At 75.7% G+C, this 26,594-nt stretch carries 26 protein-coding genes and 2 pseudogenes; 16 read left to right on the forward strand and 12 right to left on the reverse strand.

Features of this window, described 5'->3' with window-relative positions; translation table 11 throughout:
* Positions 1 to 53: 53 nt before the first annotated feature.
* Genes ABT093_RS05855 through ABT093_RS05865 form a run of 3 tightly spaced genes read right to left on the reverse strand, consistent with a single transcriptional unit; the run spans position 54 to position 3,648 of the window.
* Positions 54 to 947, reverse strand: coding sequence for an SDR family oxidoreductase (locus ABT093_RS05855; RefSeq protein WP_350560788.1), 894 nt, complete (start codon positions 945 to 947; stop codon positions 54 to 56).
* Entirely contained in the window at positions 944 to 1,942 is a 999-nt protein-coding gene (locus ABT093_RS05860; RefSeq protein ID WP_350560790.1) for an alpha/beta fold hydrolase, read from the reverse strand. Before ABT093_RS05860 ends, ABT093_RS05855 begins: the two co-directional genes overlap by 4 nt.
* Positions 1,939 to 3,648, reverse strand: a complete 1,710-nt coding sequence (locus ABT093_RS05865; RefSeq protein WP_350560792.1) for a flavin-containing monooxygenase — start codon at positions 3,646 to 3,648, stop codon at positions 1,939 to 1,941. Before ABT093_RS05865 ends, ABT093_RS05860 begins: the two co-directional genes overlap by 4 nt.
* A 184-nt stretch (positions 3,649 to 3,832) precedes the next feature.
* Between ABT093_RS05865 and ABT093_RS05870 the strand changes: the two genes are divergently transcribed.
* The 3 genes from ABT093_RS05870 to ABT093_RS05880 all read left to right on the forward strand — a co-directional run bounded on the left by ABT093_RS05870 (position 3,833) and on the right by ABT093_RS05880 (position 6,552).
* Entirely contained in the window at positions 3,833 to 4,609 is a 777-nt protein-coding gene (locus ABT093_RS05870; RefSeq protein WP_350560794.1) for a MerR family transcriptional regulator, read from the forward strand.
* A 192-nt stretch (positions 4,610 to 4,801) separates the two neighbouring features.
* Entirely contained in the window at positions 4,802 to 5,797 is a 996-nt protein-coding gene (locus tag ABT093_RS05875) for an ABC transporter substrate-binding protein (RefSeq protein WP_350560796.1), read from the forward strand.
* 95 nt (positions 5,798 to 5,892) lie between these two features.
* Positions 5,893 to 6,552: a GNAT family N-acetyltransferase gene (locus ABT093_RS05880; protein WP_350560798.1), complete on the forward strand. Its 660-nt coding sequence runs from the start codon at positions 5,893 to 5,895 to the stop codon at positions 6,550 to 6,552.
* Here the strand turns inward: ABT093_RS05880 and ABT093_RS05885 are convergent.
* Positions 6,465 to 8,435 (reverse strand): SMI1/KNR4 family protein, encoded by a 1,971-nt coding sequence (locus ABT093_RS05885; protein ID WP_350560800.1) that lies wholly within the window; start codon positions 8,433 to 8,435, stop codon positions 6,465 to 6,467. The two genes, ABT093_RS05880 and ABT093_RS05885, sit on opposite strands and share 88 nt — an antisense overlap.
* 177 nt (positions 8,436 to 8,612) lie before the next feature.
* Here ABT093_RS05885 and ABT093_RS05890 point away from each other — a divergent pair, with 177 nt between their 5' ends.
* From ABT093_RS05890 to ABT093_RS05905, 4 genes are read left to right on the forward strand one after another with little or no spacing between them, the layout of a single operon-like run.
* Positions 8,613 to 9,026, forward strand: coding sequence for a hypothetical protein (locus tag ABT093_RS05890; protein ID WP_350560802.1), 414 nt, complete (start codon positions 8,613 to 8,615; stop codon positions 9,024 to 9,026).
* Positions 9,023 to 9,907 (forward strand): hypothetical protein, encoded by an 885-nt coding sequence (locus ABT093_RS05895; RefSeq protein ID WP_350560804.1) that lies wholly within the window; start codon positions 9,023 to 9,025, stop codon positions 9,905 to 9,907. Before ABT093_RS05890 ends, ABT093_RS05895 begins: the two co-directional genes overlap by 4 nt.
* A 28-nt stretch (positions 9,908 to 9,935) precedes the next feature.
* Entirely contained in the window at positions 9,936 to 10,406 is a 471-nt protein-coding gene (locus tag ABT093_RS05900; protein ID WP_350560806.1) for an NUDIX domain-containing protein, read from the forward strand.
* A gap of 49 nt (positions 10,407 to 10,455) precedes the next feature.
* The gene (locus ABT093_RS05905; RefSeq protein WP_350560808.1) at positions 10,456 to 10,983 is read left to right on the forward strand and encodes a GNAT family N-acetyltransferase; all 528 of its coding nucleotides are present in this window, start codon (positions 10,456 to 10,458) and stop codon (positions 10,981 to 10,983) included.
* Positions 10,984 to 11,005: 22 nt separating this feature from the next.
* Here the strand turns inward: ABT093_RS05905 and ABT093_RS05910 are convergent.
* A pseudogene (locus tag ABT093_RS05910) lies at positions 11,006 to 11,207 on the reverse strand (LysR family transcriptional regulator); the annotation flags it as partial.
* 66 nt (positions 11,208 to 11,273) lie between these two features.
* On the opposite strand from ABT093_RS05910, the pseudogene ABT093_RS05915 reads away from it, so the two are divergent.
* From ABT093_RS05915 to ABT093_RS05925, 3 genes and pseudogenes are all read left to right on the forward strand, one after another.
* Positions 11,274 to 11,615 (forward strand): annotated as a pseudogene (locus ABT093_RS05915) (maleylpyruvate isomerase N-terminal domain-containing protein); the annotation flags it as partial.
* A 74-nt stretch (positions 11,616 to 11,689) separates the two neighbouring features.
* Positions 11,690 to 11,893: a hypothetical protein gene (locus tag ABT093_RS05920; protein ID WP_350561170.1), complete on the forward strand. Its 204-nt coding sequence runs from the start codon at positions 11,690 to 11,692 to the stop codon at positions 11,891 to 11,893.
* Between the two features lie 46 nt (positions 11,894 to 11,939).
* A complete protein-coding gene (locus ABT093_RS05925; protein ID WP_350561135.1) occupies positions 11,940 to 12,647 on the forward strand; it encodes a bleomycin resistance protein in 708 nt (235 codons plus the stop codon).
* Positions 12,648 to 12,755: 108 nt separating this feature from the next.
* Here ABT093_RS05925 and ABT093_RS05930 read toward each other — a convergent pair whose 3' ends face one another.
* Both ABT093_RS05930 and ABT093_RS05935 read right to left on the reverse strand, forming a co-directional pair.
* Positions 12,756 to 13,157 carry a VOC family protein gene (locus tag ABT093_RS05930; protein ID WP_502884135.1) on the reverse strand — a complete coding sequence of 134 codons (402 nt, stop codon included), beginning with the start codon at positions 13,155 to 13,157 and terminating at the stop codon, positions 12,756 to 12,758.
* Positions 13,158 to 13,274: 117 nt separating this feature from the next.
* Entirely contained in the window at positions 13,275 to 14,213 is a 939-nt protein-coding gene (locus tag ABT093_RS05935; RefSeq protein WP_350560812.1) for a (2Fe-2S)-binding protein, read from the reverse strand.
* Positions 14,214 to 14,437: 224 nt separating this feature from the next.
* Between ABT093_RS05935 and ABT093_RS05940 the strand changes: the two genes are divergently transcribed.
* The 3 genes from ABT093_RS05940 (at position 14,438) to ABT093_RS05950 (ending at position 16,734) form a co-directional block, all read left to right on the forward strand.
* Positions 14,438 to 15,391, forward strand: coding sequence for a FecCD family ABC transporter permease (locus tag ABT093_RS05940; protein WP_350561137.1), 954 nt, complete (start codon positions 14,438 to 14,440; stop codon positions 15,389 to 15,391).
* On the forward strand, positions 15,388 to 15,741 hold the full coding sequence (locus tag ABT093_RS05945) for a hypothetical protein (RefSeq protein ID WP_350560814.1): 354 nt from the start codon (positions 15,388 to 15,390) through the stop codon (positions 15,739 to 15,741). The genes ABT093_RS05940 and ABT093_RS05945 overlap by 4 nt, the downstream gene beginning before the upstream one ends.
* Positions 15,742 to 15,936: 195 nt before the next feature.
* Entirely contained in the window at positions 15,937 to 16,734 is a 798-nt protein-coding gene (locus ABT093_RS05950; RefSeq protein WP_350561139.1) for an inositol monophosphatase family protein, read from the forward strand.
* Positions 16,735 to 16,775: 41 nt separating this feature from the next.
* On the opposite strand, the gene ABT093_RS05955 is transcribed toward ABT093_RS05950, so the two are convergent.
* Positions 16,776 to 18,329 (reverse strand): pyridoxal phosphate-dependent decarboxylase family protein, encoded by a 1,554-nt coding sequence (locus ABT093_RS05955; RefSeq protein ID WP_502884136.1) that lies wholly within the window; start codon positions 18,327 to 18,329, stop codon positions 16,776 to 16,778.
* Positions 18,326 to 19,726 (reverse strand): diaminobutyrate--2-oxoglutarate transaminase family protein, encoded by a 1,401-nt coding sequence (locus ABT093_RS05960; RefSeq protein ID WP_502884143.1) that lies wholly within the window; start codon positions 19,724 to 19,726, stop codon positions 18,326 to 18,328. Before ABT093_RS05960 ends, ABT093_RS05955 begins: the two co-directional genes overlap by 4 nt.
* A 252-nt stretch (positions 19,727 to 19,978) precedes the next feature.
* Between ABT093_RS05960 and ABT093_RS05965 the strand changes: the two genes are divergently transcribed.
* Together ABT093_RS05965 and ABT093_RS05970 are read left to right on the forward strand one after the other, a co-directional pair.
* The gene (locus tag ABT093_RS05965; protein ID WP_350560816.1) at positions 19,979 to 20,728 is read left to right on the forward strand and encodes a class I SAM-dependent methyltransferase; all 750 of its coding nucleotides are present in this window, start codon (positions 19,979 to 19,981) and stop codon (positions 20,726 to 20,728) included.
* Positions 20,729 to 20,792: 64 nt separating this feature from the next.
* Positions 20,793 to 21,158 carry a PH domain-containing protein gene (locus ABT093_RS05970; protein ID WP_350560818.1) on the forward strand — a complete coding sequence of 122 codons (366 nt, stop codon included), beginning with the start codon at positions 20,793 to 20,795 and terminating at the stop codon, positions 21,156 to 21,158.
* Between the two features lie 15 nt (positions 21,159 to 21,173).
* On the opposite strand, the gene ABT093_RS05975 is transcribed toward ABT093_RS05970, so the two are convergent.
* Positions 21,174 to 21,953, reverse strand: a complete 780-nt coding sequence (locus tag ABT093_RS05975; RefSeq protein ID WP_350560820.1) for a response regulator — start codon at positions 21,951 to 21,953, stop codon at positions 21,174 to 21,176.
* The gene (locus ABT093_RS05980; RefSeq protein WP_350560822.1) at positions 21,950 to 23,710 is read right to left on the reverse strand and encodes a sensor histidine kinase; all 1,761 of its coding nucleotides are present in this window, start codon (positions 23,708 to 23,710) and stop codon (positions 21,950 to 21,952) included. Before ABT093_RS05980 ends, ABT093_RS05975 begins: the two co-directional genes overlap by 4 nt.
* A 222-nt stretch (positions 23,711 to 23,932) precedes the next feature.
* On the opposite strand from ABT093_RS05980, the gene ABT093_RS05985 reads away from it, so the two are divergent.
* Positions 23,933 to 25,375 carry a cation:dicarboxylate symporter family transporter gene (locus ABT093_RS05985; protein ID WP_350560824.1) on the forward strand — a complete coding sequence of 481 codons (1,443 nt, stop codon included), beginning with the start codon at positions 23,933 to 23,935 and terminating at the stop codon, positions 25,373 to 25,375.
* Positions 25,376 to 25,577: 202 nt separating this feature from the next.
* Here the strand turns inward: ABT093_RS05985 and ABT093_RS05990 are convergent, their stop codons facing one another.
* A complete protein-coding gene (locus ABT093_RS05990) occupies positions 25,578 to 26,576 on the reverse strand; it encodes a hypothetical protein (RefSeq protein ID WP_350560826.1) in 999 nt (332 codons plus the stop codon).
* Positions 26,577 to 26,594: the final 18 nt, after the last annotated feature.

Here is a 26,594-nt window from a genome sequence, read left to right on the forward strand (position 1 = left end):
ATTGATATCTGTCAGCTGTTATCTGTTATCTGTCAGCTGTCAGCCACCGTCCGTCAGTGCCGCTCCGAGCGGGCCGCGGTGTCGGCGGCGCCGCCGGCGCCGACCGCGCGCAGGCGGGTGGCGGCGGTCGCGGCGAGCTGGGGCGCGAGCCGGGCCACGTCGCGGGAGCCGACCGCGGCGATCAGCGACGGCAGCATCCAGCGGACCGGCTGCATGCCGCGCAGCCAGGCCTGGGCGTAGACGTGGGCGGAGCGCCGGGCGATCCCGGCGACCAGCCGGTCCACCGCCGGCTCCAGCGGGTACGTCTTGTTCGCCGGCCACGGCAGCCGCGCGCGCATCTGCTTGAGCACGGTGTCCTCGTCGGCCCCGCGCACCATATCGGTGTCGGTCCAACTCAGGTAACCAACACCGACCTTGACGCCCTCGTGGGCGACCTCGGCGCGGATCGCGTGGGCGAACGCCTCGACGCCGGACTTGCTCGCGCAGTACGCGCTCATCAGCGGCGCCGGGGTGAGCGCCGCCAGCGAGGCGATCTGCAGCAGGTAACCGCGGCTCTCCGCGAGCACCGGGAGGAAGGCCCGGGCGGTGGCCACGCTGCCGAGCAGGTTGACCTCGATCACCCGGCTGAACGCCCGGTGGTCGTTCTGCAGCAGCGGGCCGCCGATCGCGATCCCCGCGTTGGCGACGACGGTGTCGATCCGGCCGTAGTGCTCCTTGATCCGCCCGGCGAGCGCGGTGAGCGCCTCGACGTCGGTGACGTCGGCCTCCCAGGCGGTGGCGTCCGGGCCGCACTGGGCGGCGACGGCCTTGAGCTCCTCCGGTTCCAGGCCGACCAGCGCGACCTTGGCACCGCGGCGAGCGAGGCCGCGGGCCAGCGAGGCGCCGACGCCGCGCGCGGCTCCCGTGACGACGGCGACCTGGGCGGAGAGCGGCGGGGTGGCGGTCATGCGACGGCGGTCCTCTCGGGGTCGGTGGTGGTCACAGTTCCGGCGGCGGTGTCGGTGTCGGCACCAGGGGCGCCGGCCGGCTGAGCCGGAAGGTGGGCGGTCGCCATCCGGTCGATCTCGGCGGCGATCTCGGCCGGCCGCTCAAGTGGCGCCATGTGACCGACCCCGGGCAGCAGGAGCAGCCCCTGCGGGTCGGCCAGCGCCGCGACCATCCGGTGCGCGTGCACCGGCGGGGTCAGCCGGTCCTCGGCGCCGACCACCACCGACGTCGGCGCGGCGAGCCGGGCGAGCCCCGCGCGGACGTCCAACCGGTCCAGCACCTGGGCCCAGTTGGCCCGCACGCCGGTCGGGCAGGCGTGCACGATCCGGGCCGCCGCCTCGACGCTCGCGGCGGGCGCACCCGCCCCCATGATCGCGTACCCCAGCGCGGCCCGGGTGAGCGGACCGACCGGTCCGAGCGGCAGCCGCGAGCGCAGGATCTGCCGGTGCAGGAAGCGCCGCACCCCCGGGGAACGCACCGCCCCCGGGACCACGCGCAGTTCCTCGACCAGGTCCGACGGACCGGTGGAGACCAGCACGGCGGCGGCCGTGCGCTCGGTGACCTCGGGCCGGGCGGCGCCCGCCATGACGGTCATGCCGCCCATGCTGTGCCCGGCCAGCACCGCCCGCTCGCCCTGCGGGACGACCCGGGTGAGCACCGCCGCCAGGTCCTCGGCCAGCGCGCGGGTCGAGTAGCGCACCCGGCTGGGCGGGACCTCGCTGCGGCCGTGGCCGCGCTGGTCGTAGGCCACCACCCGGTACCGGTCGGCGAGCCGGTGGATCACCGGCGCCCAGAAGTGGGTCGAGCAGGTCCAGCCGTGCGCGAGCACCACGGTCGGCGCGCCGGGCTGCCCGTGCACCTCGACGTGCAGCCTGGTCCCGTCGGCGGAGAGGACGGCCAACTCCTCGGCGGGGACGGGCGGGAGGAAGTCGGCGGGAATCGTCGGGCGGCTCATACCAGGACCTCCCCGGCCTCGGCGGTGGTCGCGGACAGTCCCGGACGGCTGTCCTGACGGAGGATCAGTTCGTACTCGGTGAGGTCGACCTTGCGGGTGGCGCGGCGGAATGAGGTGGTCGATCCCGGCCAGAGCACGGTGTTCTTGCCGCTCTTGTCCAGGTACCAGCTGCGGCAGCCACCGGTGGTCCAGACAGTGCGGTCCATCCGGTGCTGGAGTTCGAGGTTCCAGCGGCGCTGCGCCCGGGCGGAGGGCTGCATGGCGGTCGCGCCGATCTCGTCGAGCGTCTTCAACGCGTCGATCATGTAGTTGAGTTGGGACTCGATCATCAGGATCATCGAGCTGTTGCCGAGGCCGGTGTTGGGACCGATGACGAAGAAGAAGTTCGGGAAGCCGTGCACGGTGGAGCCGCGCAGCGCCTCCATGCCCTCCTTCCACTCCTCGGCGAAGCTGGTGCCGTTGACGCCGAAGACCCGGGAGCCCATGGGCATGTCGGTGACGTGGAACCCGGTGCCGAAGACGATCGCGTCCACCTCGTGCTCACTGCCGTCGGCGCCGACCAGGGCCGAACCGCGCACCTCGCGCAGGCCGCCGGACACCACCTCGGTGTTGGCGGCGGCGAGCGCCGGGTAGTAGGTGTTGCTCAACAGGATGCGCTTGCAGCCGATCCGGTAGTCGGGGGTGAGCCGGGCGCGCAGAGCCGGGTCGGCGACGCCGTCGGCGATGTGCCGTTCGGCGAGCCGCTGGACCGCCCGGAGCAGGCCCGGGCGCCGGACGAAGGCGTCCACCTGGAGCTCGCGCAGCGCGAACAGGGCGCCGCGGCGGACCTTGGCGGTGAAGGGGAACCGGCCGTGCAGCCACTTCTCCAGCTCGGTGATCGTCCGGTCGCGGCGCGGCAGGACCCAGGCCGGGGTGCGCTGGAAGACCGTCAGCTTCCCGACCTCCGGCTGGATCGCCGGGATGATCTGGGCGGCGGAGGCCCCGGTGCCGACCATCGCGACGCGCTTGCCGGCGAGGTCGAAGTCGTGGTCCCAGCGGGAGGAGTGGAACACCTCGCCCGGGAAGGAGTCGAGGCCGGGCAGGTCGGGGATCTGCGGGTCGGCGAGCGGGCCGGCGGCGGAGACGATGGCGTCGGCGGTCCAGCGGCCGGCCGTGGTGGCGATCCGCCAATGGGTCCGCTCGACGTCCCAACGGGCCTCGACGACCTCGGTGTTGAGCCGCAGGTGGGGGCGCAGGCCGAAGACGTCGGTGACCTTCTCCAGGTAGGCGCGAATGTCCGGCTGGCCGGAGAAGCTGCGCGGCCAGTCCGGGTTGGGGGCGAAGGAGAAGGAGTAGAGGTGGGAGGGGACGTCGCAGGCGCAGCCGGGATAGCTGTTGTCGCGCCAGGTGCCGCCGACCGAGTCGGCGCGCTCCAGGATGACGAAGCTCGTGATGCCGGCGCGGCGCAGCCGGACGCCCGCACCGAGACCGCCGAAGCCGGAGCCGATGACGGCGACCCGGACGTGCGGGACGGGCTGGTCGCCCACGGGCTCGGGCCCGGCGGCCCGTTCCTCGGCGGACTGCACCGCGACGGGCCGCTCCGCGACCGGCTCGTCCACGGCGGGCCGCTCCGCGGCGGGCTGGCCCGCGGTGGACGCGGCCTCGTCGGGGACGGTCGCCTCGGCGTCGGACGCGCGAGGGCGGGGGCGCTTGCTGCTGGATGCCATGCGGCGTCCTCCTGGAGGTGGGGGCCGTGGGGCGCGCGTCGCCGCTGCTCGGCTCGGCGCGGCGCGGGTCACGCCAACCGTGCCATCAATCACTGGCACGGTTGGCAGGGTAGCCCTTGTTGACAGTTGATGGAAGAAGCCCGACCGACCCGATCGGACGATCGCCGGTCCTATGCTGAGCGCCGTGGACAAGGTCGAAGCTGCTGCCGAGGACAGACAACGCGAGTTCCGGGTGGAGGAACTGGCCGAAGCGGCCGGGATCACCACCCGCACCCTGCGTTTCTACCGCGAGCGCAAGCTTCTCCAACCGCCGCGCAGGCAGGGGCGGATCGCCTGGTACGGCGAGGCCCACCTGGCCCGGCTGCGGATGATCGCCGAACTGCTGGAGCGCGGCCACACCCTGGGCGGCATCGCCGAGCTCATCGGCGCCGGGGAGAGCGGGCGGGACGTCGCCGAGCTGATCGGCCTGGAGGCGGCGATCGTCGCGCCGTGGTCCGACGAGACGCCGGTCCGCCTTGACTGGGACGAGCTGAAGGCTGCCCTCGGGGACCAGCTGACCGAGGAGAACACCGCCGAGTCCATCGCCCAGGGCTTCATCACGATCGAGGAGGACGGGATCACCCACGTCAGCCGGCGGCTGATGGACGCCACCGTCGCGCTGGTCGCGGAGGGTGTGCCGCTCTCGGTGGTCCTGGAGGCCAGTCGGCAGACACAGGAGCACGTGACGGCGATCGCCGAGATCTTCACCTCCCTGGTGCGTGAGCACCTGCTCGGCGCGCTGGCCGGCGACACTCCGCTGCCGCCCGGCGAGGCCGCCCGGCTGACCGAGCAGGTCCTGCGGGTCCGCCCCCTCGCGCGGACGGTCACCGACGCCCAGTTCGCACTGGCGATGGACCGCCGGGTGCACGCCGACTACGACGAACTGCTCCGCCAGCGTCTGGAGCACCGGGAGGACGGCTGACGGCCGGCGACCCACCGGCCGACGACTGACAGCTGACAGCTGACGAAATCTGTTATCTGTTTTCTGATATCTGTCAGCTGTCATTTGTCAGCCGCCACCCGCCGTGTGCGCACACACGCTGACGCGTAACGGTCCGCGCCGCCGGGCAGGGATGGGACGCCTCGCCGTCTGCCTCCGGAACGGAGTCGCCCGATGCCCGACGCTCCCGGCCACCCCCACCGCCTCCGCACTCCCCCGACCCGCCGCCGGCTGCTCACGCTGACCGCCGGGCTCGCCTCCGGACTGGCGCTCACCGCCTGCGGTTCCGGCGGCCCGGCGAAGGCGGGCGGATCGAACGCCCCGGACGGCCGCGTCGTCCGGCACGCGCGCGGCGAGAGCACCGTCCCGGCCCGGGCCACCAGGGTCGTCGTCCTGGACACCGACGCCCTGGACTCCGCCGTCACCCTGGGCATCACCCCGGTCGGCGCCACCACCGGCACCGCCGGCGCGCCGCTCTCCGCCTACCTCCCCGCCGAACGCCTCGCGGGCGTCAGGACCGTCGGCACCATCGGCTCGCCCGACCTGGAGGCCATCGCCGGCCTCCGCCCGGACGTCATCCTCAGCAACCAGGTCCGCGACGACAAGCGCTACGACGAACTCTCCAAGATCGCGCCGACCGTGCTGAGCAGGACCACCGGCCCGGCCTGGAAGGAGAACGTCCGGCTGCACGCCGAGGCCCTCGGCCGCCAGAGCGAGGCGGCCGCCGCCGAGCAGGCGTACCGGGCGAAGCTGGCCGAGCTGGTCACCGCGCTCGGCGGTCCGCAGAAGGCGGCCGCCCTCAAGGTCGAGATGGCCCGCTTCCTGGCCGGTGCGCCCACCCGCCTGTACCTCAACGACACCTTCATCGGCTCGATCCTCACCGACCTCGGCGTCGGGCGCCCCGCCAACCAGAACAAGCCCGGCTTCTCGATCGAGATCAGCCCCGAGCAGGTCGACCAGGCCGCCGCCGACGTCATCTTCTACTCGGTCTACGGCGACGCGGCCAAGTCCGACCACACGAAGATCGTCGGCGGCACGCTGTGGAACAGCCTCGACGCCGTCCGCACCGGCAAGGTCTACCAGGTCGACGACAACCTCTGGATGCTCGGCATCGGCTACACCGGCGCCGGTCTGATCCTCGACCAGATCCGTCACCACCTCGCCGCCTGACGACAGCCCGACCCGACCCCGCCCGACCCCGCCCAGCCCGGCCCGCACCGGGAAACCGGATGTCGGCAGGGCGGGCCCGGGCCTACCATCCGGTCATGATCGAAGGTAAGGCAGTACGGCTGCGCGCCCTGCGCGCCGAGGACGCGGAGCACCACCTCCGGTGGCGCAACGACCCCGAGGTGATCCGGCTGGCCGCGGCCGGGGATCCGCTCTTCGGCCCGACCACCGCCGAGGCGCTGGCGGACCGCTTCGAGCGGATCCTGCGGCTCAACGCACGCGAGGCCGGCATGCTGACCGTCGAGGAGACGGCCGGCGGCCGTCCGATCGGCCTGGTCGACTACCGGGGCCTCGACCCGTACGAGGGCGTCGCCGAGGTCGGGATTGCCATCGGCGAGCGGGATTTCTGGGACCGCGGCTACGGCTCCGAGGCGCTCGGCCTGCTGGTGGACCACCTGTTCGGCGCGTTCCCGCTGCACCGCCTGGAGCTGGACACCTGGAGCGGCAACGCCCGCGCCGCCCGCGCGTTCACCCGGCTCGGCTTCCGCGAGGAGGGGCGCCGCCGGTCCGCCGTGCTGGTCGCCGGAGTCCGCTACGACCGCCTGCTGTTCGGCATGCTCCGGCAGGAGTGGGAGGAGCGGCGGCGCTCCGGCCCCGGCCCCGACGGTACTCAGGGCGTCCCGGACTCCCCGGGAGCGGGCGGTGCCGCCGGCGCCTCCAGCAGGTCCGGCGCGTCCCCGGTATCCGGGGCCGGCTGAAGCCCGCCGGACACAACCACCCGCACAAGACCCTCACCCGGCAGCCGGGGTGGCGTCCACGACGGGTCGGCGAAGACGTGCAGCCGCCCCTCGGTGAGCGCGAACCGGGGCAGCGCCACCCCGAACTCGACGGCGAGCGCGGTCAGCAGGCCGTGCTCACCCTGGCGGCCATGGGCGTGCGGACCGAAGTGGCGGTCCGGGTCGAGGGCGGGCGGCACGTCCGCCATTCCGCTACGGCCGATCTCCGGTCCGCGCACGGTGAACCCGTACCGCTCCTGTCCGCCGTCGGCCACGGACACGTGGAAGAAGCCCTCCTCCGGTACGACGAACACGGCGAGGGCCCGCCCGCCCGTCCGGCCGGAGGCCGTCACGGCCGGGGCGGCGATACGCGGCCCCGCCGACCCCGCCGACCCCGCCCAGGTCTGGACCTCGAAGGCGAAGCTCCAGCCGGACCCGCCGTCACCGCCCGCGTGGCCGACGAACGCGGGCTCCGGGTCCTCGGAGGAGAAGACCGTCCGGCCCCGGAGCCGGTCCCGCTCGGCCTCCCAACGGCTCGCGGGCGGCTCCAGGACCGCGCCCTCCCCGGCGAGGACGGCCGGAAGCCCGTCCGGGGCCACCCCCTCCACCAGCACGAAGCGGTAGGGCCGGGGCCGGTCGGATCGCGGCTCCAGGGCGAGCCAGGCGAGGCCGTCCCCCGCGGACTCGGGCTCCTCGCCCCCCGGCTCCCCCGCCGCCCCGTCGGGCAGGCCCCGCGGCGTGGCCAGCAGCTCCCGACCGCGCTCCGCCGTGAGCAGCGGCCCCAGCAGCGGGTCCGCGAGCAGCCCGACCGGTGCGAGGTGGTCCGGCCCGACCGGCGTCCAGTGCGGCAGCGCGGGGCGCAGCGTCCGCCAGGCGGCGTCCGTGGCGCCCCAGCGCGCCTGCTCCCGTGCCCGTTCGACGGCCTCGCCGAACGGGCCGGACGCGGTGTAGCGGTACTGGCGCCCACGCACCTGCCGGAGCACCTCGTCGGCCGCGGCCCGCAGATCGCCGGCGCCCACCCGCAGCCTGTACCCCCACGCGGTCGTGTCCTGCCCGGTCCGCACATGGTGGGCCGCGAGCACCGGCACCACCTCACCGAGGTAGGCGGGATCGCGCGGCAGTTCACCGAAGGTCGGATCGGGCGTCCCTTGCTCGAACCGGCGGAGCTGGTCGAGCATGCCGAGGGCACGCGGCCGCCCGTACGCGACGGCCTCGGCCAGCGCCTCCCGCGCCCGCTGGTACGCCCCGGCCAGCGCGTCCTGCCGGGCGGCCGCGACGCGCGCGTCCTGCTCGCGGGTGGTGGCGTTGACGAACGCCGCGCCGTGCCGGTGGGCGCTCAGGCGGTGGAACTCCTGGTACATGGCCACCATGAACGCCCGGAACGACGGGTACCGCACGGGCGGCGCGGCCCGCCACGAGGCGTAGCAGTACACCGCCCACTCCCCATCGGCGCCGGCGTCGCCCGGATCGAGCAGGACGCGCGTCAGGTCCGACTCGACGTCGAGCTGCAGGGCCCGGTCCCACATGCCCGCCGACTCGTCGTCCTCGAAGTACTCGCTGGTCCCGTCGGCGTCCCGGTGCCAGCGCGCGCCGTCCGTCCCGGCCAGCCGGAAGACGAAGCCACCGGCGTGCCGCCACCCGTCGCTCACCGCGAGGAACTCCCGGTACGACGGCGGCAGCACGCACCCCAGCTCGGCCTGCGCCGCCGCGACCCGCTCCGCCGGGGCCCCGGCGAACCCCAGCCGGCGTGCCCGCCACGCCTCCTCGTCCCCGTCCCGGAGCTCCCCCGGACCGGTGCACGCGCCGGCCCACTCCTCGCTCCAGCGGACGAGGAAGGACCGCCAGTCGAACGCCTGCTCACTCATGGCGGTGATCCTTGCACGCACCACCGACAATTCCCGTCGGTCCGTCAGACAGCCTGTCGCGAAAGGGCATCGAATGGCGTGCCGCGTCCTCGCACCGGGCCCGCTGATCCCTATGCTGTGCGCCGCAGGGACCGGCACCGCACGCCGGTTCCGGAGTCGGAGGGGGGAACCTCGACCATGGACCACGTCCTGGAACTCGCGCGGACGGCGGGTCCGGCGGTCACCGGTCTGCTGCTCGGCACGTCGTGGCAGCGGGTACGCGACGGGATCGTCGAACTGTGGCAGCAGGCCGCGCCGGAGCAGGGTGAGGCGATCGGCGCCGCGCTCGACACCGCGCGTCAGGTGCTCGTCGCCGCGCAGGAGCAGGGGGACGACGGTGCCGCGACGCGCACCGGACAGGAGTGGGAGCAGCGCTTCACCTATCTGCTGGCCCGGAACCCGGAGCTGGCGGACCGCCTGCGCGCACTGCTGGCCACCGAGCGGCCCGTACCGGCGACGGGGCCCGTCGTCGGCGGGCGGGCCCAGTACGCGCACGTGACCGGCGGCGGCTCGGCGTACATCGCCGGCGGCGACATCACGATCACGAAATGAGCACGCGAAACCCCGGGCCCCGGGGCCGTGGGCAGTCGGGAAACGTCTCCGGCGGCGGCTCGGCGTACATCGCCCACGGCAGCATCACCATCACCCAGCCGCCGCCCCCGCCGCCGCGCCGCTCCCGGGGGTGGCTCGTCGTGCTCGCCTGCGCCGTCCTGGCCGGCGCGGCGGTGGCGGGCACGGAGATCGGACAGAGGCTGGTCGGGGACAATTCCAACGACACCGGCGCCCAGGTCACGCAGCCCGTCCCCGGCCCGCCCGCACCGCCTTCGCCAACACCGACACCGACACCGAGCCCGACGCCGAGCCCGACGCCCACGCCCACTCCGCAGCCCCCGGCCCCCGCGGAGCCCGGCTTCACGCTCGCCCCCACGGCCGAGGCCCCCGCTCCACCGGCCCCGCCGGTCACCACCACGGCTCCACCGGCGACCACCCCGGCGAGGCCGTCCCCGGTGGCATCGGTCAAGGAGACCGTGCGCTTCGAGGGGACGGTCCGGCTCGCCGGCTCGGTGGACCTCGACGAGAACCCGCCGCGGGTGCTGAGCAATCAGGAGCCCTCGCTGTACCTCCCGGGGTTCGGCGTCAACTACCCGACCCCCGGCAGCGGCCAGGGCGCGACCGCCGTGGGTGGCGTCGGCGGCTTCCCACCCCTGCCGGCGCTCGCGCCGTACACCGGCCCGCAGGATCCGACCCGCAAGCGGTGCGCCGACCTGCTCAGCTCCCAGGCGACCGAGGCCCTGCTGGTCGAGACGGGCACCCGGTTCTGCGTACGTACCATCAACGGCCGGGTCGGCCTGGTCACCGTGGAGGGCTACGACGGAACCGGGTTCACCTACACCTTCAACGGCCATGTCCTCATCTGGGAGGCCATCGGCTAGGAGAGGGAGCGGGAGAGGGAGGGACGGCATGGCCAGGCGGGACTACGAGGACAATCCCGGGGCTCCGGCGGCGAACAGTCCGGTGCCGGCGGCCTCCGTGGTCGTGGTCGACGAGGTGTCGGGGCGGGTGCTGTTGCAGCGGCGCACGGACAACGGGATGTGGGCGCTGCCCGGGGGGACGATGGAGCTGGGCGAGTCGATCGGCGCCTGCGGGGTGCGGGAGACCCGGGAGGAGACGGGGATCGAGATCGTCGTCACCGGGATCGTCGGGACCTACACCGACCCCTCCCACGTGATGGCCTACGACGACGGCGAGGTGCGGCAGGAGTTCTCGATCTGCCTGCTCGGACGGCCGGTCGGGGGCGTGCTGCGGACGTCCGACGAGTCGTCCGGGGTCGGCTGGTTCACGCCGGAGGAGAGCGACGGACCGGCGATGGTGCCGAGCGTGCGCAAGCGGCTCACGGACTGGCGCGGCGGCGGCGGGCCGGTGGTCCGCTGAGCCCAGGGCGCCCTGGACGGCCCCCGCCGGCGGCCGCAGACTGGCCCACGTGATCGATCTCCGCGTCCTGACGCCCGCCGACCCCGCCGACTGGCCGCTGTGGCGGGACGCCCGGCTGGCCGCGCTCGCCGATGCGCCGTACGCGTTCAAGGTGCGGCTGGCGGACTGGCCCACGGGCGGCGAGGCGCAGTGGCGCGCCCGGTTCGCGCGGCCGGACGCCGTGCACGTGGTGGCGGTGCCGGCGGACGGGCGGCCGGTCGGTCTGGCGGGCGGGGTGCCCGGGGACGGGGACGGGGACGGGGACGGCGTGCGCGAGTTGCGCTCGGTCTGGGTCGGTCCGCAGGCCCGGGGGCGCGGGGTCGGGGACCGGCTGCTCGCCGCCGTCGAGGCGTGGGCGCGGCGCGGGGGCGGCACGTCGCTGCGCCTCGCCGTGCTGCCGGGCAACGCGGCCGCCCTCGCGCTGTACCGGCGCCACGGGTTCGTCGACGCGAGTGAGGGCGGAGACGCGGGCGGGGCAGCGGGCGGAGACGCGGGCGGGACGGCGGAGCGCGTGATGGTCAAGCGGCTCACGACGTGACCGGCCCGGCCGCGTCGAACGCCGCGTACGGCAGGACGGCCGCCCCCGCCTCCGCCGGGTGACCGAGCGCCCGGTGCGGTCGGGCAGTTGCCGGCCCGGTTCGCGCTCCAGCTGACGGGTCTGCGCGCTGATCCCGGGTTGCGCGAGGTGCAGGCGCTCGGCCGCCCGGGTGAATCCGCCCCCTCGACCACCGCCACCAGGTACCGCAACTGCCGGAGCTCCATGACCGTCGGTTCCAGGGACCGGAAGAACCGGCTCCTGGACTTCCGGCCACCGCGTCCCGCAGCCTGGTGATCACGCGGAACACCCACCCGCACCGTGCCGCCGACCTGCGCTCCGCGGTCGCCGCCGAGCGGCGCGAACTCGCCGACGTCCTGGACGGCCTGTCCGATGCGCGGTGGAACTCGCCCTCGCTCCGCGCGGGTTGGCGGGTGCGCGAGGTGGCGGCGCACCTGGGCACGGGCTTTCGCCACCGGATGCCGCGGATCGCCGTCGAGCCGGTCCGCTCGGGCGGCGGCCCGCACCGGACGACCGACCGCTTCGCCCGCCGCGACGCCCGCGTGCCCACCGGGGCCCAACTCGCCGCCACCCCGCGGGACAACGCGGACCCCCGTGGACACCGCCGGTCGGCGGTCTCGCCGCCGCGCTGGGGCACGACGTCGTCCACGGCCCGGACATCACCGTCGCACTCGGCCTCGGCCGCCGGGTGCCCGCCGAGCGGCTGCGTCCACTGCCGGAGGACGCCACCCCGCGTACCCTGCGGTTCTTCGGCGCCCGCCCGGACGGCGTCCGGCTGCGCGCCACCGATCTCGACCGGTCGTACGGAAGCGGCAGTCGGACGGTCGCCCGACCGGCCGAGGAGTTGCCGCTCCTCGCGTACGGACGCCGCGTTCCCGGGGCCGACATCTGACCGGAAGCCTCCGGATCGCGGTCAACCAGGGGTAAAGTCAGCGGGCATGGTCGAATCGACGGTTCCGATCCTGCCCTGTCAGGCCCTCCCACCAGTGCTCGAGTTCTACACCGCGCTCGGCTTCGAGGTGACCCTCCATCAGAAAAGCCCCAACCCGTACGCCGTGGTCCAGCGCGGCGCCATCCAGCTGCACTTCTTCGGCATGAAGCAGTACGACCCGGGCGCGTCCTACAGCACCTGCCTGGTCCGCACGGACGACGTGGACGCGCTGCACGCCGCCTTCCAGGACGGCCTGCGGTCCGCCTACGGTCGGGTGCCGACCCGCGGGCTGCCGCGCATCGGCCCGGTCGCCGACACCTCGCACGGCGTACGGCAGTTCCTGGTGACCGACCCCGGCGGCAACTGCCTGCGGATCGGCCAGCCGATCCGCGCCGACCAGCGGCACCAGCCCGCCCCCGAGGAGCCGTTCGCGAAGGCGCTGCACCACGCGGCGCTGTTCGCCGACTCGAAGGAGGACCCGGCCGCGGCCGCCCGGGTACTGGACCGCGCGCTGGCCCGGCCGGACGGACCGCCCGCGCCGGTGCTGCTGTTCCGCATCCTGGCGATGCGCGCCGACCTGGCCCACCGCCTCGCGGACGGCGCGAGCGCCCGGACGTTCACCGAACGGGCCGAGGGCGTCGCCGCCGAACTCACCGATGAGGAACGGGAGTCGGTGCGCGACGACCTCAAGCGGCTGGCCGACGTCCTGCTCTGACGCACCGTCGGGCACGGCTGGGGCTTGCGACGGTCCTCGGGCAGCGCGAACGGCGTACGCGGCACACCGCCTCGCACCGCCGGCGCGCTGCTCGGGAGTCCCGCCCGGTCAGGAACTCCACCGGCGGGCGCAGAGCACCAGGCGGTAGCCGTCCGGGTCGGCCACGGTGACGCCGTACTCGTCCCAGTAGGGGTTGTGCGCGGGCACGCGGGTGCCGCCGGTGTCCTCCAGGCGGCGGACCAGCGCCTCGTCGACGGGGGCGCCGAGGTAGACGACGAAGAGGTCGTCGACGGTGGGCGCCGGCTCGACGGGGTGCTGGGGGTCGCGGGTGAGCTCGAAGTGCCAGCCGCCGCCGGAGGGGCCGACCATCAGGAGGTCGTGCCGGCCGGGGACGCGCTCGGTGCTGCGCCACAGGACGGCGAGACCGAGTCCGTCGACGTAGAAGCGCTCGGCCGCGGCGAGATCCCGGGAAGGGCGTGCGACCCGGACGTGGGTGGTGGAGTCGATCACGGGCACCGAGCCTACCCGGCGCGCGCCGGGCGCACGCCGGGCGGGCGTCGACGACCACCGCCGGTCGCCACCGGTCGCGACGGTCGCCGGCGGCCGGGCGGGCGGCCGGACGGGCCGTCAGAGTCTGCGCAGCCGTTCCTCGTCAGCGGTCCGCGGACACGTGACGCAGGCCCGGGCCGGCTCGACGGCGTAGTAGAGGCAGCAGCCGAGGCGCGTGCGGGTGTGGTGGGTGCGGCCGTCCTCGCCGCGCAGCACGCGGAAGCCGGCGGCACCGGGCAGCGGGTCGGTGCGCCCGGGCAGGACGGCAGCCGCGGCGGCGACGGCGGCGTCCTCGTGGGCCGTGCCGGGGCCCGGGGCGCGCGCGTCGAGCCGCTTGCCGAGGTACCAGATCGCCGAGGCGAGGTCGTCGGTGACCATGCCCCACAGCGCGCGGGTGCCGCGCCGGGTGGGGGCGGCGAAGGCGGCGAGCAGCGGTTCGGCGTGGGCGACGACGGCGGCGCGCAGTTCGGCGCGCAGCTCGTCCTCGCCGGGGAGCGTGACATGGGCGCCCGGGCGGAGCGCGAGGTCGCCGGTGGGGGCGTGCAGCCACAGGTCCGCGCCGTCGATCGAGGGGACGCGCCCGCCCAGCCACCAGGGCCCGGCGATCAGCACGCAGAGCGACCAGAGGTAGTGGTGGAGCAGCCGGGAGGCGGCCACGTGCGGGCGCGGGGCGGTGCCGTGCGCGGCGGCGACGGGGGCGATGCGTTCGGCCTCGCCGGCCAGCGCCCGCTCCAGCGCGTCCGGCTCGCGGGCCAGCTGGGCGGCGGAGTACCAGCCCTGCGCGGGCGCGGGGTCGGGTTCGTCCGCCGCGATCAGTCGCACCCGGAGCACCGGGCAGAGGTCCAGCAGCAGCCGGTAGTCGGCGTCCAGCGGGTTCGCGGGACGCGGCGCCACGGGGGCGGCGACCGGCGCGGCGAGCGGTGCGACGGGCGGCACGACGGCCGCCTGGGCACCGGGCAGGACACCGGGCACGACGTCGGGCACGACGGCAGGCAGCGGTGGACCCGAGAAGATCATCGGCACTCCCGAGATCGCATTAGGTGAGGCTCACCTTATAGGCAGTCGGCGACCCGCACATGCCGACCCCGGCCACCCGCCCCGGGGTGTCCCCGGTACGGACCAATCCGCCCAGGACTTCGGCATTAGGCTTGCCTAACCTAATATCTCCCCCCGTGCTGACCACCGATCCGCCGGCTCCCGCTCCCCCGGCCCAGACCCGCCGCTCGCCGGCCCGGCTCCCGCTGGTACTGGCCGCCGGGCTCGGCGTGCTCGCGCTGAGCCTCGCGCTCGGCTCGCGCACGATCCCTCCGCACACCGTCATCGGCGCGCTGACCGGGAGCGAGCACGGCGGCGACGCCGACGTCGTGACGGGGCTTCGGGTGCCGCGCACCCTCATCGGCCTCGCCGTCGGGGCGGCGCTCGGCGTCGCCGGGGCGGTCGCCCAGGGCGTCACCCGCAACCCGCTCGCCTCGCCGGTCACCCTCGGCATCAACGCCGGCGCGAGCTTCGCCGTGGTCGCCGCGATCTACACGTTCGAACTGACCCGCCCGGTCGAGTACGTCTGGTTCGCCTTCGCCGGGGCCGCGCTCGCCGCCGTCGCCGCGTACGCGATGTCGCGCCGCGGCGGGGACCTCGACCCGGTGCGCCTCGCGCTCGGCGGCACCGTGCTCACCGTGGTGCTCACCTCCTGGACGTCCGCGCTGATGCTGGCCAGCCACCGCACCCTGGACGAGGCCCGGTTCTGGCTGGCCGGTTCGGTCGCCGGGCGGCATCTGGACACCCTGGCGCCGGTGCTGCCGTTCCTGGCGCTCGGGCTGATCGGCGCGTTCGCCGTCGCGCCCTCGCTCAACGCGCTCGCGCTCGGTGACGAGAGCGCCCAGTCGCTCGGTGTGCCGGTGGCCCGGATCCGGGTGCTCGGCGGCCTCGCCGTCGTGCTGCTCGCGGGCTCCGCGGTGGCCGTGGCCGGCCCGGTCGCGTTCATCGGCCTGGCCGCCCCGCACCTGGTCCGCCCGCTACTCGGCAACGACCACCGGGCGCTGCTGCCCGGCTGTCTGATCGCCGGTCCGGTGCTGCTGCTCGCCGCCGACGTGCTCGGCCGGATGGTGGCCCGCCCCTCGGAGCTGGAGGTCGGCATCGTGACGGCCTTCCTCGGCGCGCCGCTGCTCGCGGTGCTGGCCCGGAAGGTGGCCCGATGAGCACGGGTCTCGATAAGCCCGACCGGCCCGACCGGCCCGACGGCTCCGGCAGGACCGAACAGTCCGGCAGGAGCGGAGGGGCCGGAGGGGCCGCGACGGGCAGGACCACCGGCACCTCGGTGGCCCGCCGCCGCGCCCGGACCGCCGTCTGGTCCGCGGCCGTCGCCGCACTGCTGGTCCTGCTCACCGGGATCGCGCTCGGCACCGGGCAGGTCGAGATGACCGCCTGGGAGGCGCTGCGCGCCCTGGCCGGGTACGGCGACTCCGGCAACGTCCTGGTGGTCCAGGAGTTCCGCGCCCCGCGCGTGGTCTCCGCGCTGATCGCGGGCGCCGGAGCGGGGAACGGGTGACGACTGACAGCTGACAGCTGACAGCTGACAGCTGACAGCTGACAGATATTGAAATCTGTTATCTGAAATCTGTCAGCTGTCAGTCGTCAGCCCCCGCCCCGGCCCCCGCCGGACCCACCACCCCCGCGCCCCGCCGCACGCCGCCCGCACTGACGTGCGAAAGTGGTAGCCGGCGAAGGGAGCGGGCACGTGCTGATGGAGAAGGTGGCGGAGATCATCGCCGAGGCTTCGGCCGAGGCGGTGGAGCCCCGGTTCCGGGCGCTGGCGGCCGGTGAGGTGATGGAGAAGGCCCCCGGCGAAGTGGTCACCGTCGCCGACCGGGAGGCCGAGGTGATCATCGCGCGGCGGCTGCGCGAGCTGCTGCCCGTCCCGGTGGTGGGCGAGGAGGCGGTCGCCGCCGACCCGGCCCTCGCCCGGGCGCTGCACGAGGAGCCCGCCGCCTGGCTCGTGGACCCCGTCGACGGCACCGCCAACTTCATCGCCGGCCGACCCGAGTACGCCGTCATGGTCTCCCTGGTGCGCGGCGGCGAGACGGTCGCCTCCTGGATCCGCCAGCCCGTCACCGCCACCACCTACACCGCCGAACTCGGCTCCGGCGCCTGGCGCGACGGCCACCGCCTCACCCGCGTCCCGGCCGGCACCGACCCGGCCAAGTGGCGCGGCTCGGTGAAGAGCCGCTTCCTCGACCCGTCCCGCCGCCGGCTGGTCGAGGCCAACACCGCCGCCTTCGGCGAGATCACCCCGGGCCGCCACGCCGCCGGAATCGAGTACCCGGACGTCACCGAGGGCGCCCTGGACTTCATCCTCTACTGGCGCACCCTCCCCTGGGACCACGCGCCCGGCTCGCTCCTGCTCACCGAGGCCGGCGGCCGCTCCGCCCGCCTCGACGGCACCCCCTACCGTCCCGAGGCCCCCGGCGGCGAGGACGGCCTGCTCGTCGCCGCCGACCCGGCCACCTGGGAGCGCTGCCGGGAGATCCTGCTCGCGCCGTAGAAGCACGGGAGCCCGGACGGCCCCGGCCGGGGCCGTCCGGGCTAGCGCGCCGCGCTCCACGCCCGGCGGCCGGCGCGGACGACCTCGGCGAGCAGCCCGCTGACCTCCTCGGGGGTGGTGTGCGGGTTGAGCAGGGTCAGCTTGAGCCGCACCCGCCCCGGGCCCTCGCCGGGCAGCTCGGTGCGGCCGACCACGGCCCGGCCGGTGCGCAGCAGGCTCCGGCGCAGCTCGGCGTTGACCCGGTCGAGCGCGGCCGGGTCCTCGGCGCCGGCGCCCGCCCCGCCCACCGGCCGGTAGCGGAACAGCAGGGCGGTCAGCACGGGGTCGGCGTGCAGTTCGAGTTCCGGTTCGGCCCGGACGGTGCCGGCGGCGGCGAGCGCGAGGTCGTGGCAGGCGTCGACGAGCCGGCCGAGTCCGGCGCGACCGAGGGTGCGCAGGGTGACGGCGAGTTTGAACGCGTCCGGCCGCCGGGTGGTGCGCAGCGAGAGGCCGAGCAGGCTCGGATAGCCGGACTCTTCGTCGTCGGCCGGGTTGAGGTACGCGGCGCGGCGGGCGAGCGAGACGTACGTCTCGGCGCGGCGGACCAGGAAGACGCCGGCGGCGGCGGGCTGCCAGCCGAGCTTGTGCCAGTCCAGCGAGACGGAGTCGGCCCGTTCGATGCCGGCCAGCAGCGGGGCGAGCCGGTCGGAGAGCAGGGCGCCGCCGCCGTACGCGGCGTCGACGTGCAGCCAGGCGCCGTAACGGGCGGCGAGGTCGGCGGCGGCGGGCAGCGGGTCGACGGCGCCGGTGTCGGTGGTGCCGGCGGTGGCGACGACGGCGAGGGGGGTGTCCCCGGCCCAGACGGTCTCGGCCAGGGCGCGTTCGAGTGCGGCCGGGTCCATCCGCAGGTCGCGGTCGACGTCGACGGGGACGACGGCCCGTTCGCCGAGGCCGAGCAGGGCGGCCGCCCGCTGGACGGAGAAGTGCGCGGCCCGGGAGGCGAGGATCCGGGGCCGGGTGCCGGGGGGCAGGCCGAGGAGGCCGTCGAGTTCGACGATGCCGTCGAGTTTCTGGTCGCGGGCGAGCATGAGGCCCATGAGGTTGGACTCCGTGCCGCCGGAGGTGAGCACGCCGGTGGCGTGGGCCGGGTCGTAGCCGACCAGGGCGGCGAGTTCGGCGAGCAGCGCGGTCTCCAGCGCGGTCGCGGCGGGGGCCTGGTCCCAGGAGTCCTGGGAGGGGTTGAGGGCGCTGACGGCGAGGTCGGCGGCGGTGGCGACGGCGAGCGGCGGGCAGTGCAGGTGGGCGGCGCAGTAGGGGTCGGCGGGGTCGGCGGCGCCGTGAGCGAGGAGTTCGGTGAGGCGGGCGAGGGCGTGGGGGCCGCGGGCGGCGGCGAGCGCCTCGGCGGTCCGGGCGGCGAGGTCGGCGGGGCGGCCGGTGGGCAGCGGGCCGCCGCGCCGGGTGGCGCCGGTCTCCAGCGCGTCGAGGACGGTGGCGAGCAGCGGGCCGAGCGCGGCGGGGCCGCCGACGCCGCCGGAGAGCGCGTCGAGCGGGCCGGGTCCGCCGAGCGGACCGCCGTCGCCCGCTCCGCCTACAGCGCCGACGCCGCCCGCGCTCACGCGGACACCGCCGGCCCCGCGGCCGAGGCCGCCGCGATGGCGTCGGCGAGCCGGTCCAGCACCGCGGCCGCCTGCTCGTCCGTCACGGTGAGCGGCGGCAGCAGCCGCAGCACGGCGTCGTGCCGCCCGCCGAGCTCGACGATCAGTCCGCGCGCCAGGCACGCCTCGCGGACCCGGACGGCGAGGGCGGGTGCGGCCGGCCGGGCCCCGCAGGCGTCCGGTTCGGCCGCCGGGTCGACGAGCTCCACACCGATCATCAGCCCGCGCCCGCGCACGTCGCCGATCACCGGCAGTTCCCCGGCCAGCGCCCGCAGCCGTTCGGTCATCCGCGCGCCGACCACCGCGGCCCGCTCGGCGAGCCCGTTCGCGGCGACGTACCGCAGAGTGGCGGCGCCGGCCGCCATGGCGAGGGTGTTGCCGCGGAAGGTGCCGGTGTGCGCGCCGGGGCGCCAGCCGTCGTACTCCGCGCGGTAGACGACGACGGCGAGCGGCAGGCTGCCGCCGATCGCCTTGGAGAGCACCATCGCGTCCGGCACGATCCCGCTGTGCTCGACCGCCCACATCGCGCCGGTGCGGCCGACGCCGGTCTGCACCTCGTCGACGACGAGGGGGATGCGGCGTTCGGCGGTGATCCGGCGCATGGCGCGCAGCCAGTCGTCGGGGGCGGGGACGACGCCGCCCTCGCCCTGGACGGCCTCCAGGACCATCGCGGCGGGCGGCACGACGCCGCCGGACGGGTCGTCGAGCAGCCGTTCGACGTAGGTGGCGGACAGGTCGGCGCCCGCCCGGCCGCCGACCCCGAACGGGCAGCGGTAGCCGTAGGGGTAGGGCAGCCGAACCACCTCGCCGCCGCCGGGCAGCGGCTCCTTGACGGCGACGTTGCCGGTGAGCGCGAGGGCGCCGGCGGTCATCCCGTGGTAGGCGCCGGTGAAGGCGAGGGCGCCGGAGCGGCCGGTGGCGGTCTGCATCAGTTTGAGCGCGGCCTCGACGGCGTCCGTCCCGGCGGGGCCGCAGAAGTGGACGCGCGCACCGTCGGCGAAGGCGGGCGGCAGGCTCTCGAACAGCGCGGTGGTGAAGTCGTCCTTCTCGGCGGTGGCGAGGTCGAGCAGGTGGAGCGGGGAGCCGCTGTCCAGGGTGCGGCGGATCGCCTCCAGGACGACGGGGTGGTTGTGGCCGAGCGCGAGGGTGCCCGCGCCGGAGAGGCAGTCGAGGTAGCGGCGGCCGTCGGCGCCCTCGACGGTCATCCCGTTGGCGCGCACCGGGACGATCGGGAACGAGCGCGCGTAGGTGCGGGCGGCGGACTCGCGGACGCGCTGGCGCCGCAGCACGGCGGCGGCCGGGGTGGCGTCAGGGACCGGGGCGGGCGCGAGGCCGGAGGCAGGGGAAGGAGCAGGCACGGGGACGGTCGGACCGGTGGCGGGCTCAGCGGCGAGCGTCAAGGAGGACTCCCAAGAATTTAGGTGAGCCTAACCTTACTTCTCAGGTCCGTCCGGATCCGCCCCCGGGCCACCGGAACCACCCGTGCGGGTGACAGCGGGCCCGTTTGCCCAACGACCGGGCTGCCCGGAGGTCACGGCCCGAGCGGCCCGAGCGGCCCGGCCTCACGCTCCCCGGCCTCGTGCTCCCCCGCCTCGCGCTACCCTCACCGCATGCCGCCGTCACCGTCCACCGAGCCGACGTCCGGGCCCGTGCCCGCGCCCGATCCCGCGTCCGGGCCCACCGCCGAGAGTGCCGCCGAGGCCGAGTACGCCGCCGAACTGGCCCGCACCCGCGCGTTCTTCGCCGTCCGCGCCGCCGGCTGGGACGCCAAGTTCCCCGACGACGGCCCGCGTTACACCGCCGCCGTCGCCGAACTCGCCCTGCGCCCGGGCGACTCGGTGCTCGACGCCGGCTGTGGCACCGGCCGCGCCCTGCCGCCGCTGCGCGCCGCGGTCGGCCCGGCGGGCCGGGTGTTCGGCGCCGACGTGACCCCGGAGATGCTGCACGAGGCCGCCGCCGGCCACCCCGGCACCGCCGACCTGCTGCTCGCCGACTGCGCCCGGCTCCCCCTGCCCGACGCCGCGCTGGACGCCGTCTTCGCCGCCGGCCTGATCTCCCACCTCCCCGACCCGGCCCGCGCGCTCGGCGAACTGGCCCGGGTCTCGCGCCCCGGCGCCCGGCTCGCGCTGTTCCACCCCGTCGGCCGCGCCGCCCTCGCCGCCCGCCACGGCCGCGCCCTCACTGCGGACGACCTGCGGGCCGAGCCCAACCTCCGCCCCCTGCTCGCCGCCGCCGGCTGGCACCTGGTCTCCTACACGGACGCCGACGACCGCTACCTCGCCCTCGCCGAACGGACCCCGCACGGCGCCGGCGGGGACGCCGACGGGAGGACCACCGCCAGGGCCGCCCCCCGCCCATGATCACCGGCGTGCCAGACTCGGAACCCTCCGCACCCACCCCGGGTGCTCGACGAGAGGAACCGCCATGGCGCTCTTCGGCAACGCCCACCGGGTGGACAACGACGAGGCCCAGAAGGAGTTCGCCAAGCTGTTCGGCGAGGGCGAGCACGTCCAGGCCGCCTACCAACTGCTGCGCGACTCCTTCCTGTTCACCGACCGCCGGCTGATCCTCGTCGACAAGCAGGGCATCACCGGCAAGAAGACCGAGTACCACTCGATCCCCTACCGGTCGATCACCCACTACGCCGTGGAGACCGCCGGCAACTTCGACCTGGACGCCGAACTGAAGATCTGGGTGTCGGGCGCGGCGCTGCCGATCTCCAAGAACTTCACCAAGGGCGTCGACATCTACGAGGTGCAGGCCCTGCTCACCCAGTTCGTCACCCGCTGACGGCCCCGGGCCGGCTCACCCCTGCCCGCCGCCACCTCCGCCCCGGCCTCCGCCCGTCCAGCGGTAGCACAGCTCCGGGCGGCCGACGGTGCCGTACTGGGGCTCGCGGGCGGCGAGTCCGGTGTCGACCAGGTGCTCCAGGTAGCGGCGGGCGGTGATCCGCGAGACGCCGGCCGCCGTGCCCGCGGCGGCGGCGGACAGGCCGGTGCGGGCCGCGCGCAGCACGCCGGCGACGGTGTCCAGGGTCGGCGCGCACAACCCCTTGGGCAGCACGGTGCGTTCGGGCGAACGCAGCAGCGCGAGCGCCTGGTCGACCTCGTCCTGCCCGGTGGCCGGGCCGGTCCGGGCGAGGGTGTCCCGGTAGCGGGCGTAGCGCTCCAGGCGGTCGTGCAGCGCGGCGGCGGCGAAGGGCTTCAGCAGGTACTGGACGACGCCCGCGGAGACGGCCTGGCGGACCATCGCGAGGTCGCGGGCGGAGGTGACGGCGATGACGTCGGTGGTGTGCCCGGCGGTGCGCAGCGTGCCGCAGAGCTGGAGGCCGTGCCCGTCGGGCAGGTAGAGGTCGAGCAGCAGCAGGTCGACGGGCCGTCCGGCGGCGCGGGCGCGCTCCAGGAAGCGCAGGGCCTGCGTGCAGCCGTGCACGGTGCCGACGGCGCGGAAGCCCGGTTCGCGTTCGACGTAGAGGGTGTGGGCGGCGGCGGCCACCGGGTCGTCCTCGACGACCAGCACGGAGATGTCCGGCCGCGCCCGGTCCTGCGCCCGGTCCTTCGGTCGGTCCTGCGGTCGGCCGCTCACGGGGCCACCACCAGACGTCCGAGCCCGGGCTCCCCCGAACCCGCGCCCGAACCCGCGCCCGCGCCCTCGCGGACCGGCCGGTCGAGCGGCAGGCGGACGGTGAGCACGGCGCCGCGGTCGCGGCCGACCTCGACGGTGCCGCCGTTGCGCCGGGCGGCCTGGGCGACGAGGGCGAGCCCGAGTCCGCGCCCGTGCCGAGGGTCGCGGCCACCGTCACCGTCACCGCCGCCGTGAGCACCGGGACCGCCGGCCCGCTCGCTCCCCCGCCCGTCCCGCTTGGTGCTCCAGCCGCGCCGGAACACGTCCTCCACCGCGCCCGGGGCGATGCCCTCGCCGGTGTCGGCGACCCGCAGCAGCAGGTGCTCGCCGTCGATCCGGGCGGTGACGGTGACCTCCGGCGGGTCGGGGCGCGCGGCCGCGCCGGCGATGGCGGCGTCCACGGCGTTGTCGATCAGGTTGCCGAGGACGGTGATGAGGTCGCGGGCGCTCAGGTGGGGCGGCAGCACCCCGTCGTCGATGGAGCTGTCCGGGGTGAGCGTCAACTCCACGCCCCGCTCGGCCGCCTGGGCGGCCTTGCCGAGCAGCAGCGCGGCCAGCACGGGCTCGCCGACGGCGGCCACCACCCGGTCGGTGAGCCGCTGGGCGAGGGCGAGTTCGGCGGTGGCGAACTCCACCGCCTCGCGGTGGCGGCCGAGTTCGATCAACGAGACGACGGCGTGCAGCCGGTTGGCGGCCTCGTGCGCCTGCGCGCCGAGCGCCTCGGTGAAGCCGCGCACCGAGTCCAGTTCGCCGCTCAGCGACTGGAGTTCGGTGTGGTCGCGCAGGGTGAGGACGCGGCCGAGCCCGGTGCCGATGGTGGAGGTGTTGAGCACCACCACGCGCTCCGCCGTCAGGTGCACCTCGTCGCGGACCGGCCCGGCCCCCGAGACGGCCGCCACCAGCGCCGCCGGCAGACCCAGATCGGCGACCGGCCGCCCCTCCACCGTCCCCTCCAGGCCGAGGAGTTCACGCGCGGCGTCGTTGCAGAGCACCACCCGGCGGTCGCGGTCGAGCAGCACCAGCCCCTCCCGGACGGCGTGCAGGGTGGCCTGGTGGTACTCGTAGAGGTGGCTGAGTTCGGCCGGTCCCATGCCGTGGGTGTGGCGCCGCAGCCGGGAGTTGGCGAGGTAGGTGCCGATCCCGCCGACGGCGAGCGCGCCCGCCGCGACGCCGACCAGGGCGAGCAGCGGGCCGCGCAGCTGCTCGGAGATGGACTGCACCGTCAGGCCCGCGCTGACCAGGGCGACCACCCGGTGCCGCTCGTCCAGCACCGGGGTGACCACCCGCACCGAGGGGCCGAGCGTGCCGGTGTACGTCTCGCTGCGGGTCTCGCCGGCCAGTGCCCAGTCGATGTGGCCGAGGAAGGTGCGCCCGATCTGCTCGGGCAGCGGGTGCGTCCAGCGGACGCCGCCGGTGTCCATCACGGTGACGAAGGAGACCCCGGTGTCGACGCGCACCTGCTCGGCGTACGGCTGGAGCACGGCCGTCGGGTCGGGCGCGGTGACGGCGGCGCGCACGGCCGGGGAGTCGGCGACGGCGCGGGCGACGGCGGTGACCTGGCGGCGGGCGGCGTCCTCGGTGCGGTCGGCGGTGAACAGGTAGGCGAGCACCGCCCCGCCGGCCACCACGGCGGCGACGATGACCACTTGGACGACGAAGAGCTGTCCGGCCAGGCTGCGCACCAGCCGGCGCGGCGGGGGGAGGGTACGCGCGGACATGCCTGTCAGTGTGCACCACGCCCCGGCGCGCGCCACGGCCGCGGCGGCGCGGACCGGCGGACCGCACCGCGCCGCGGCGTGAACTCTATGAACGCAAGCGTGACCCGCGTCACGCCGCGCCCCATAGTCGGAGCGGCCCACCACCCGGGCCGCCAGGACCGCAGGGCCGCGCACCCCCACGCAGGCGCCCCGTGCGGGCACAGCACGGCGAAGGAGCCGCAGATGCCGATCACCGGAACCGCAGCGGGAGCGGGCACCAGAGCGAAGGACCGCACCCACTACCTCTACCTCGCCGTGATCGCGGCGGTCGTCGCCGGCGTCGTGGTGGGTCTGGCCGCACCGGACTTCGCGGTGGAGCTGAAGCCGGTCGGCACGGGCTTCGTCAACCTCATCAAGATGATGATCAGCCCGGTCATCTTCTGCACCATCGTGCTCGGCATCGGCTCGGTGACCAAGGCCGCCAAGGTCGGCCGGGTCGGCGGGCTGGCGCTCGGCTACTTCCTCACCATGTCGACCGTCGCCCTCGCCATCGGCCTGCTGGTCGGCAACCTGCTGGAGCCGGGCGGCGGCCTGCACCTGACCGCCGCCCTCGCCAAGTCCGGACACGCCCAGGCCGCCGCCGGGGGCGCGCAGTCCACCGCCGACTTCCTGCTCGGCATGATCCCGACCTCCCTGCTCTCCGCCCTCACCGAGGGCAAGGTGCTGCAGACCCTGCTGGTCGCGCTGCTGGTCGGATTCGCCCTGCAGGCGATGGGCCCGGCCGGCGCGCCCGTGCTGCGCGGCGTCGAGCACCTGCAGCGGCTGGTCTTCCGGGTGATGGCGATGATCATGTGGGTGGCGCCGGTCGGCGCGTTCGGCGCGATGGCGGCGGTGGTCGGCGCCACCGGCACGGCCGCGCTGAAGAGCCTGGCCGTCATCATGGTCGGCTTCTACCTGACCTGCGCGCTGTTCGTGGTCGTGGTGCTCGGCACGCTGCTGCGCCTGGTCGCGGGCGTCAACATCCTCACCCTGCTGCGCTACCTGGGCCGCGAGTTCCTGCTGATCCTCTCCACCTCCTCCTCGGAGAGCGCGCTGCCCCGGCTGATCGCCAAGATGGAGCACCTGGGCGTCAGCCGCCCGGTGGTCGGCATCACCGTCCCGACCGGCTACAGCTTCAACCTGGACGGCACGGCGATCTACCTCACGATGGCCTCGATCTTCATCTCGGAGGCGCTGGACAAGCCGATGTCGGTGGGCGAGCAGCTGTCGCTGCTGGTCTTCATGGTGATCGCCAGCAAGGGCGCGGCCGGGGTCACCGGCGCCGGACTGGCCACCCTGGCGGGCGGGCTGCAGTCGCACAAGCCGGCACTGGTGGACGGCGTCGGGCTGATCGTCGGCATCGACCGCTTCATGTCCGAGGCCAGGGCGCTGACGAACTTCGCCGGGAACGCCGTCGCCACCGTGCTGATCGGGCAGTGGACCGGGGAACTCGACCGCGAGCGGGCCCGGCAGGTGCTGGCGGGCGCGCTGCCCTTCGACGAGCGGACGCTGCTGGACGCCGACGCCCACGGCGCCCCGGTGACCGCCGCCGGGACCGGGACCGGAACGGAAGGCGCGGCCGGAACGAAGGACGCCCCGGAGCCCGGACCCGCCGCTGCGGGGGCGGTCCCGGCGGCGGCCGCCTGAGCCGCCCCGGCCGCCCCGGCCGCCCCACCCCCTGACTCCCCCGGTCCGGCGCCCCGCCCAACCCCCCGGAATGGCGCCGGACCGGGGGTCCTTCGTCTTCCCGCCGCCCCGCCACCCCGCCGCGTCCACCCCGCCGGACGCTCTGCCCGACGCCCTGCCCGGTGCCCCGGCTGCCACCCCGTCTGCCGCCGCGCCCCGCCGTTCAGACCTCCTCGGACCCGCTGACCGCCCAGCTCAGGCCGGTCGCCGGGTCCTCCAGCGCGAGATGCAGGTGCCGCAACCGGTCCGCCGGGTCGTCCCAGGTGAAGCAGCGCATCCGGGCGACCAGCGCGTCCACCTCCACCCGGTCCGCCCAGCGCGTGCGCCGGACCCCGGTCATCTCCACCAGCACCCGCCACAGCGCCAGCCTCCCGTGCGCCGCGCCGTGCGCCCGGTCCGCGACGCCCGCCTGCACCAGCGCCGGCCAGGCGAGAGCGAACGGCAGGTAGCCGCCGGTGACCAGCCGCCCGGGCGGCGCGAGCTGCGCGGCGGCGAGCGGCGCCGGCCCGCGCACGCAGACCGCCCGCGCCCACCCGGCCAGCTCCGCGAGCGCCCGGGTGGCCGGCTGCCCGGGCAGCCGGGCGCCGGGTTCGGGCAGCTCCACCCGGGCCAGGCCCTCGCGGCTGGCCGGCAGGGTCAGCAGCGCGCTGCGCGACCCGCCGTCGGGCAGGTACTCGCGTACCGGCGCGCCCTCGCCCCGGCCCGCCTCCTCCCACGGCTCGAGCGCCAGCGGGACGCCCTCCGGATCCGGCTCGGCGTCCCGGGCGAGGTCCTCGCCGAGCAGCACCCGGGTCTGCGCCACCAGCCGCCGCACCGGGGGCGGGGCGAGCAGCGGGGCGAGCCGGCGCCAGCAGTGCCGGGTCGCCAGCACCTCCCAGAGCGGTCCGGCGTCGTGGTCCGCGACGCCGGCCGCGGTGCCGGGGCCGCCGTCCGCGTCGAACAGCCGGGCGGCCACCTCGGGCGGCGCGGCGTAGGCGATCAGGTGGCCGAGCGGGGCGGCCGCGGCCGCCGCCCGGCCCTGCGCGGGGCCGTCCGGTGGGCCGCCGCGCTCCGGGGCGAGCGCGACGGCGGCGGCGCGGGCCTGCCGGTAGGCGTCCAGCAGTTCGATCCAACGGCCCTCGTCCGCCAGGGAGCGGAGCCGGTGCTCCTCGTACGTGATCACGGTTCAGCGTACGGGCGG

Origin of the sequence: Kitasatospora sp. NPDC002551 (assembly GCF_040296005.1) — a bacterium.
GTDB lineage: Bacteria > Actinomycetota > Actinomycetes > Streptomycetales > Streptomycetaceae > Kitasatospora.

Bases quoted from the DNA above. Each gene is read 5' to 3' on its own strand.
- ABT093_RS05855 (WP_350560788.1), bottom strand. From the start codon at position 947: ATGACCGCCACCCCGCCGCTCTCCGCCCAGGTCGCCGTCGTCACGGGA.
- ABT093_RS05860 (WP_350560790.1), bottom strand. From the start codon at position 1,942: ATGAGCCGCCCGACGATTCCCGCCGACTTCCTCCCGCCCGTCCCCGCC.
- ABT093_RS05865 (WP_350560792.1), bottom strand. From the start codon at position 3,648: ATGGCATCCAGCAGCAAGCGCCCCCGCCCTCGCGCGTCCGACGCCGAG.
- ABT093_RS05875 (WP_350560796.1), top strand. From the start codon at position 4,802: ATGCCCGACGCTCCCGGCCACCCCCACCGCCTCCGCACTCCCCCGACC.
- ABT093_RS05880 (WP_350560798.1), top strand. From the start codon at position 5,893: ATGATCGAAGGTAAGGCAGTACGGCTGCGCGCCCTGCGCGCCGAGGAC.
- ABT093_RS05885 (WP_350560800.1), bottom strand. From the start codon at position 8,435: ATGAGTGAGCAGGCGTTCGACTGGCGGTCCTTCCTCGTCCGCTGGAGC.
- ABT093_RS05890 (WP_350560802.1), top strand. From the start codon at position 8,613: ATGGACCACGTCCTGGAACTCGCGCGGACGGCGGGTCCGGCGGTCACC.
- ABT093_RS05895 (WP_350560804.1), top strand. From the start codon at position 9,023: ATGAGCACGCGAAACCCCGGGCCCCGGGGCCGTGGGCAGTCGGGAAAC.
- ABT093_RS05900 (WP_350560806.1), top strand. From the start codon at position 9,936: ATGGCCAGGCGGGACTACGAGGACAATCCCGGGGCTCCGGCGGCGAAC.
- ABT093_RS05925 (WP_350561135.1), top strand. From the start codon at position 11,940: ATGGTCGAATCGACGGTTCCGATCCTGCCCTGTCAGGCCCTCCCACCA.
- ABT093_RS05935 (WP_350560812.1), bottom strand. From the start codon at position 14,213: ATGATCTTCTCGGGTCCACCGCTGCCTGCCGTCGTGCCCGACGTCGTG.
- ABT093_RS05945 (WP_350560814.1), top strand. From the start codon at position 15,388: ATGAGCACGGGTCTCGATAAGCCCGACCGGCCCGACCGGCCCGACGGC.
- ABT093_RS05950 (WP_350561139.1), top strand. From the start codon at position 15,937: ATGGAGAAGGTGGCGGAGATCATCGCCGAGGCTTCGGCCGAGGCGGTG.
- ABT093_RS05965 (WP_350560816.1), top strand. From the start codon at position 19,979: ATGCCGCCGTCACCGTCCACCGAGCCGACGTCCGGGCCCGTGCCCGCG.
- ABT093_RS05970 (WP_350560818.1), top strand. From the start codon at position 20,793: ATGGCGCTCTTCGGCAACGCCCACCGGGTGGACAACGACGAGGCCCAG.
- ABT093_RS05980 (WP_350560822.1), bottom strand. From the start codon at position 23,710: ATGTCCGCGCGTACCCTCCCCCCGCCGCGCCGGCTGGTGCGCAGCCTG.
- ABT093_RS05985 (WP_350560824.1), top strand. From the start codon at position 23,933: ATGCCGATCACCGGAACCGCAGCGGGAGCGGGCACCAGAGCGAAGGAC.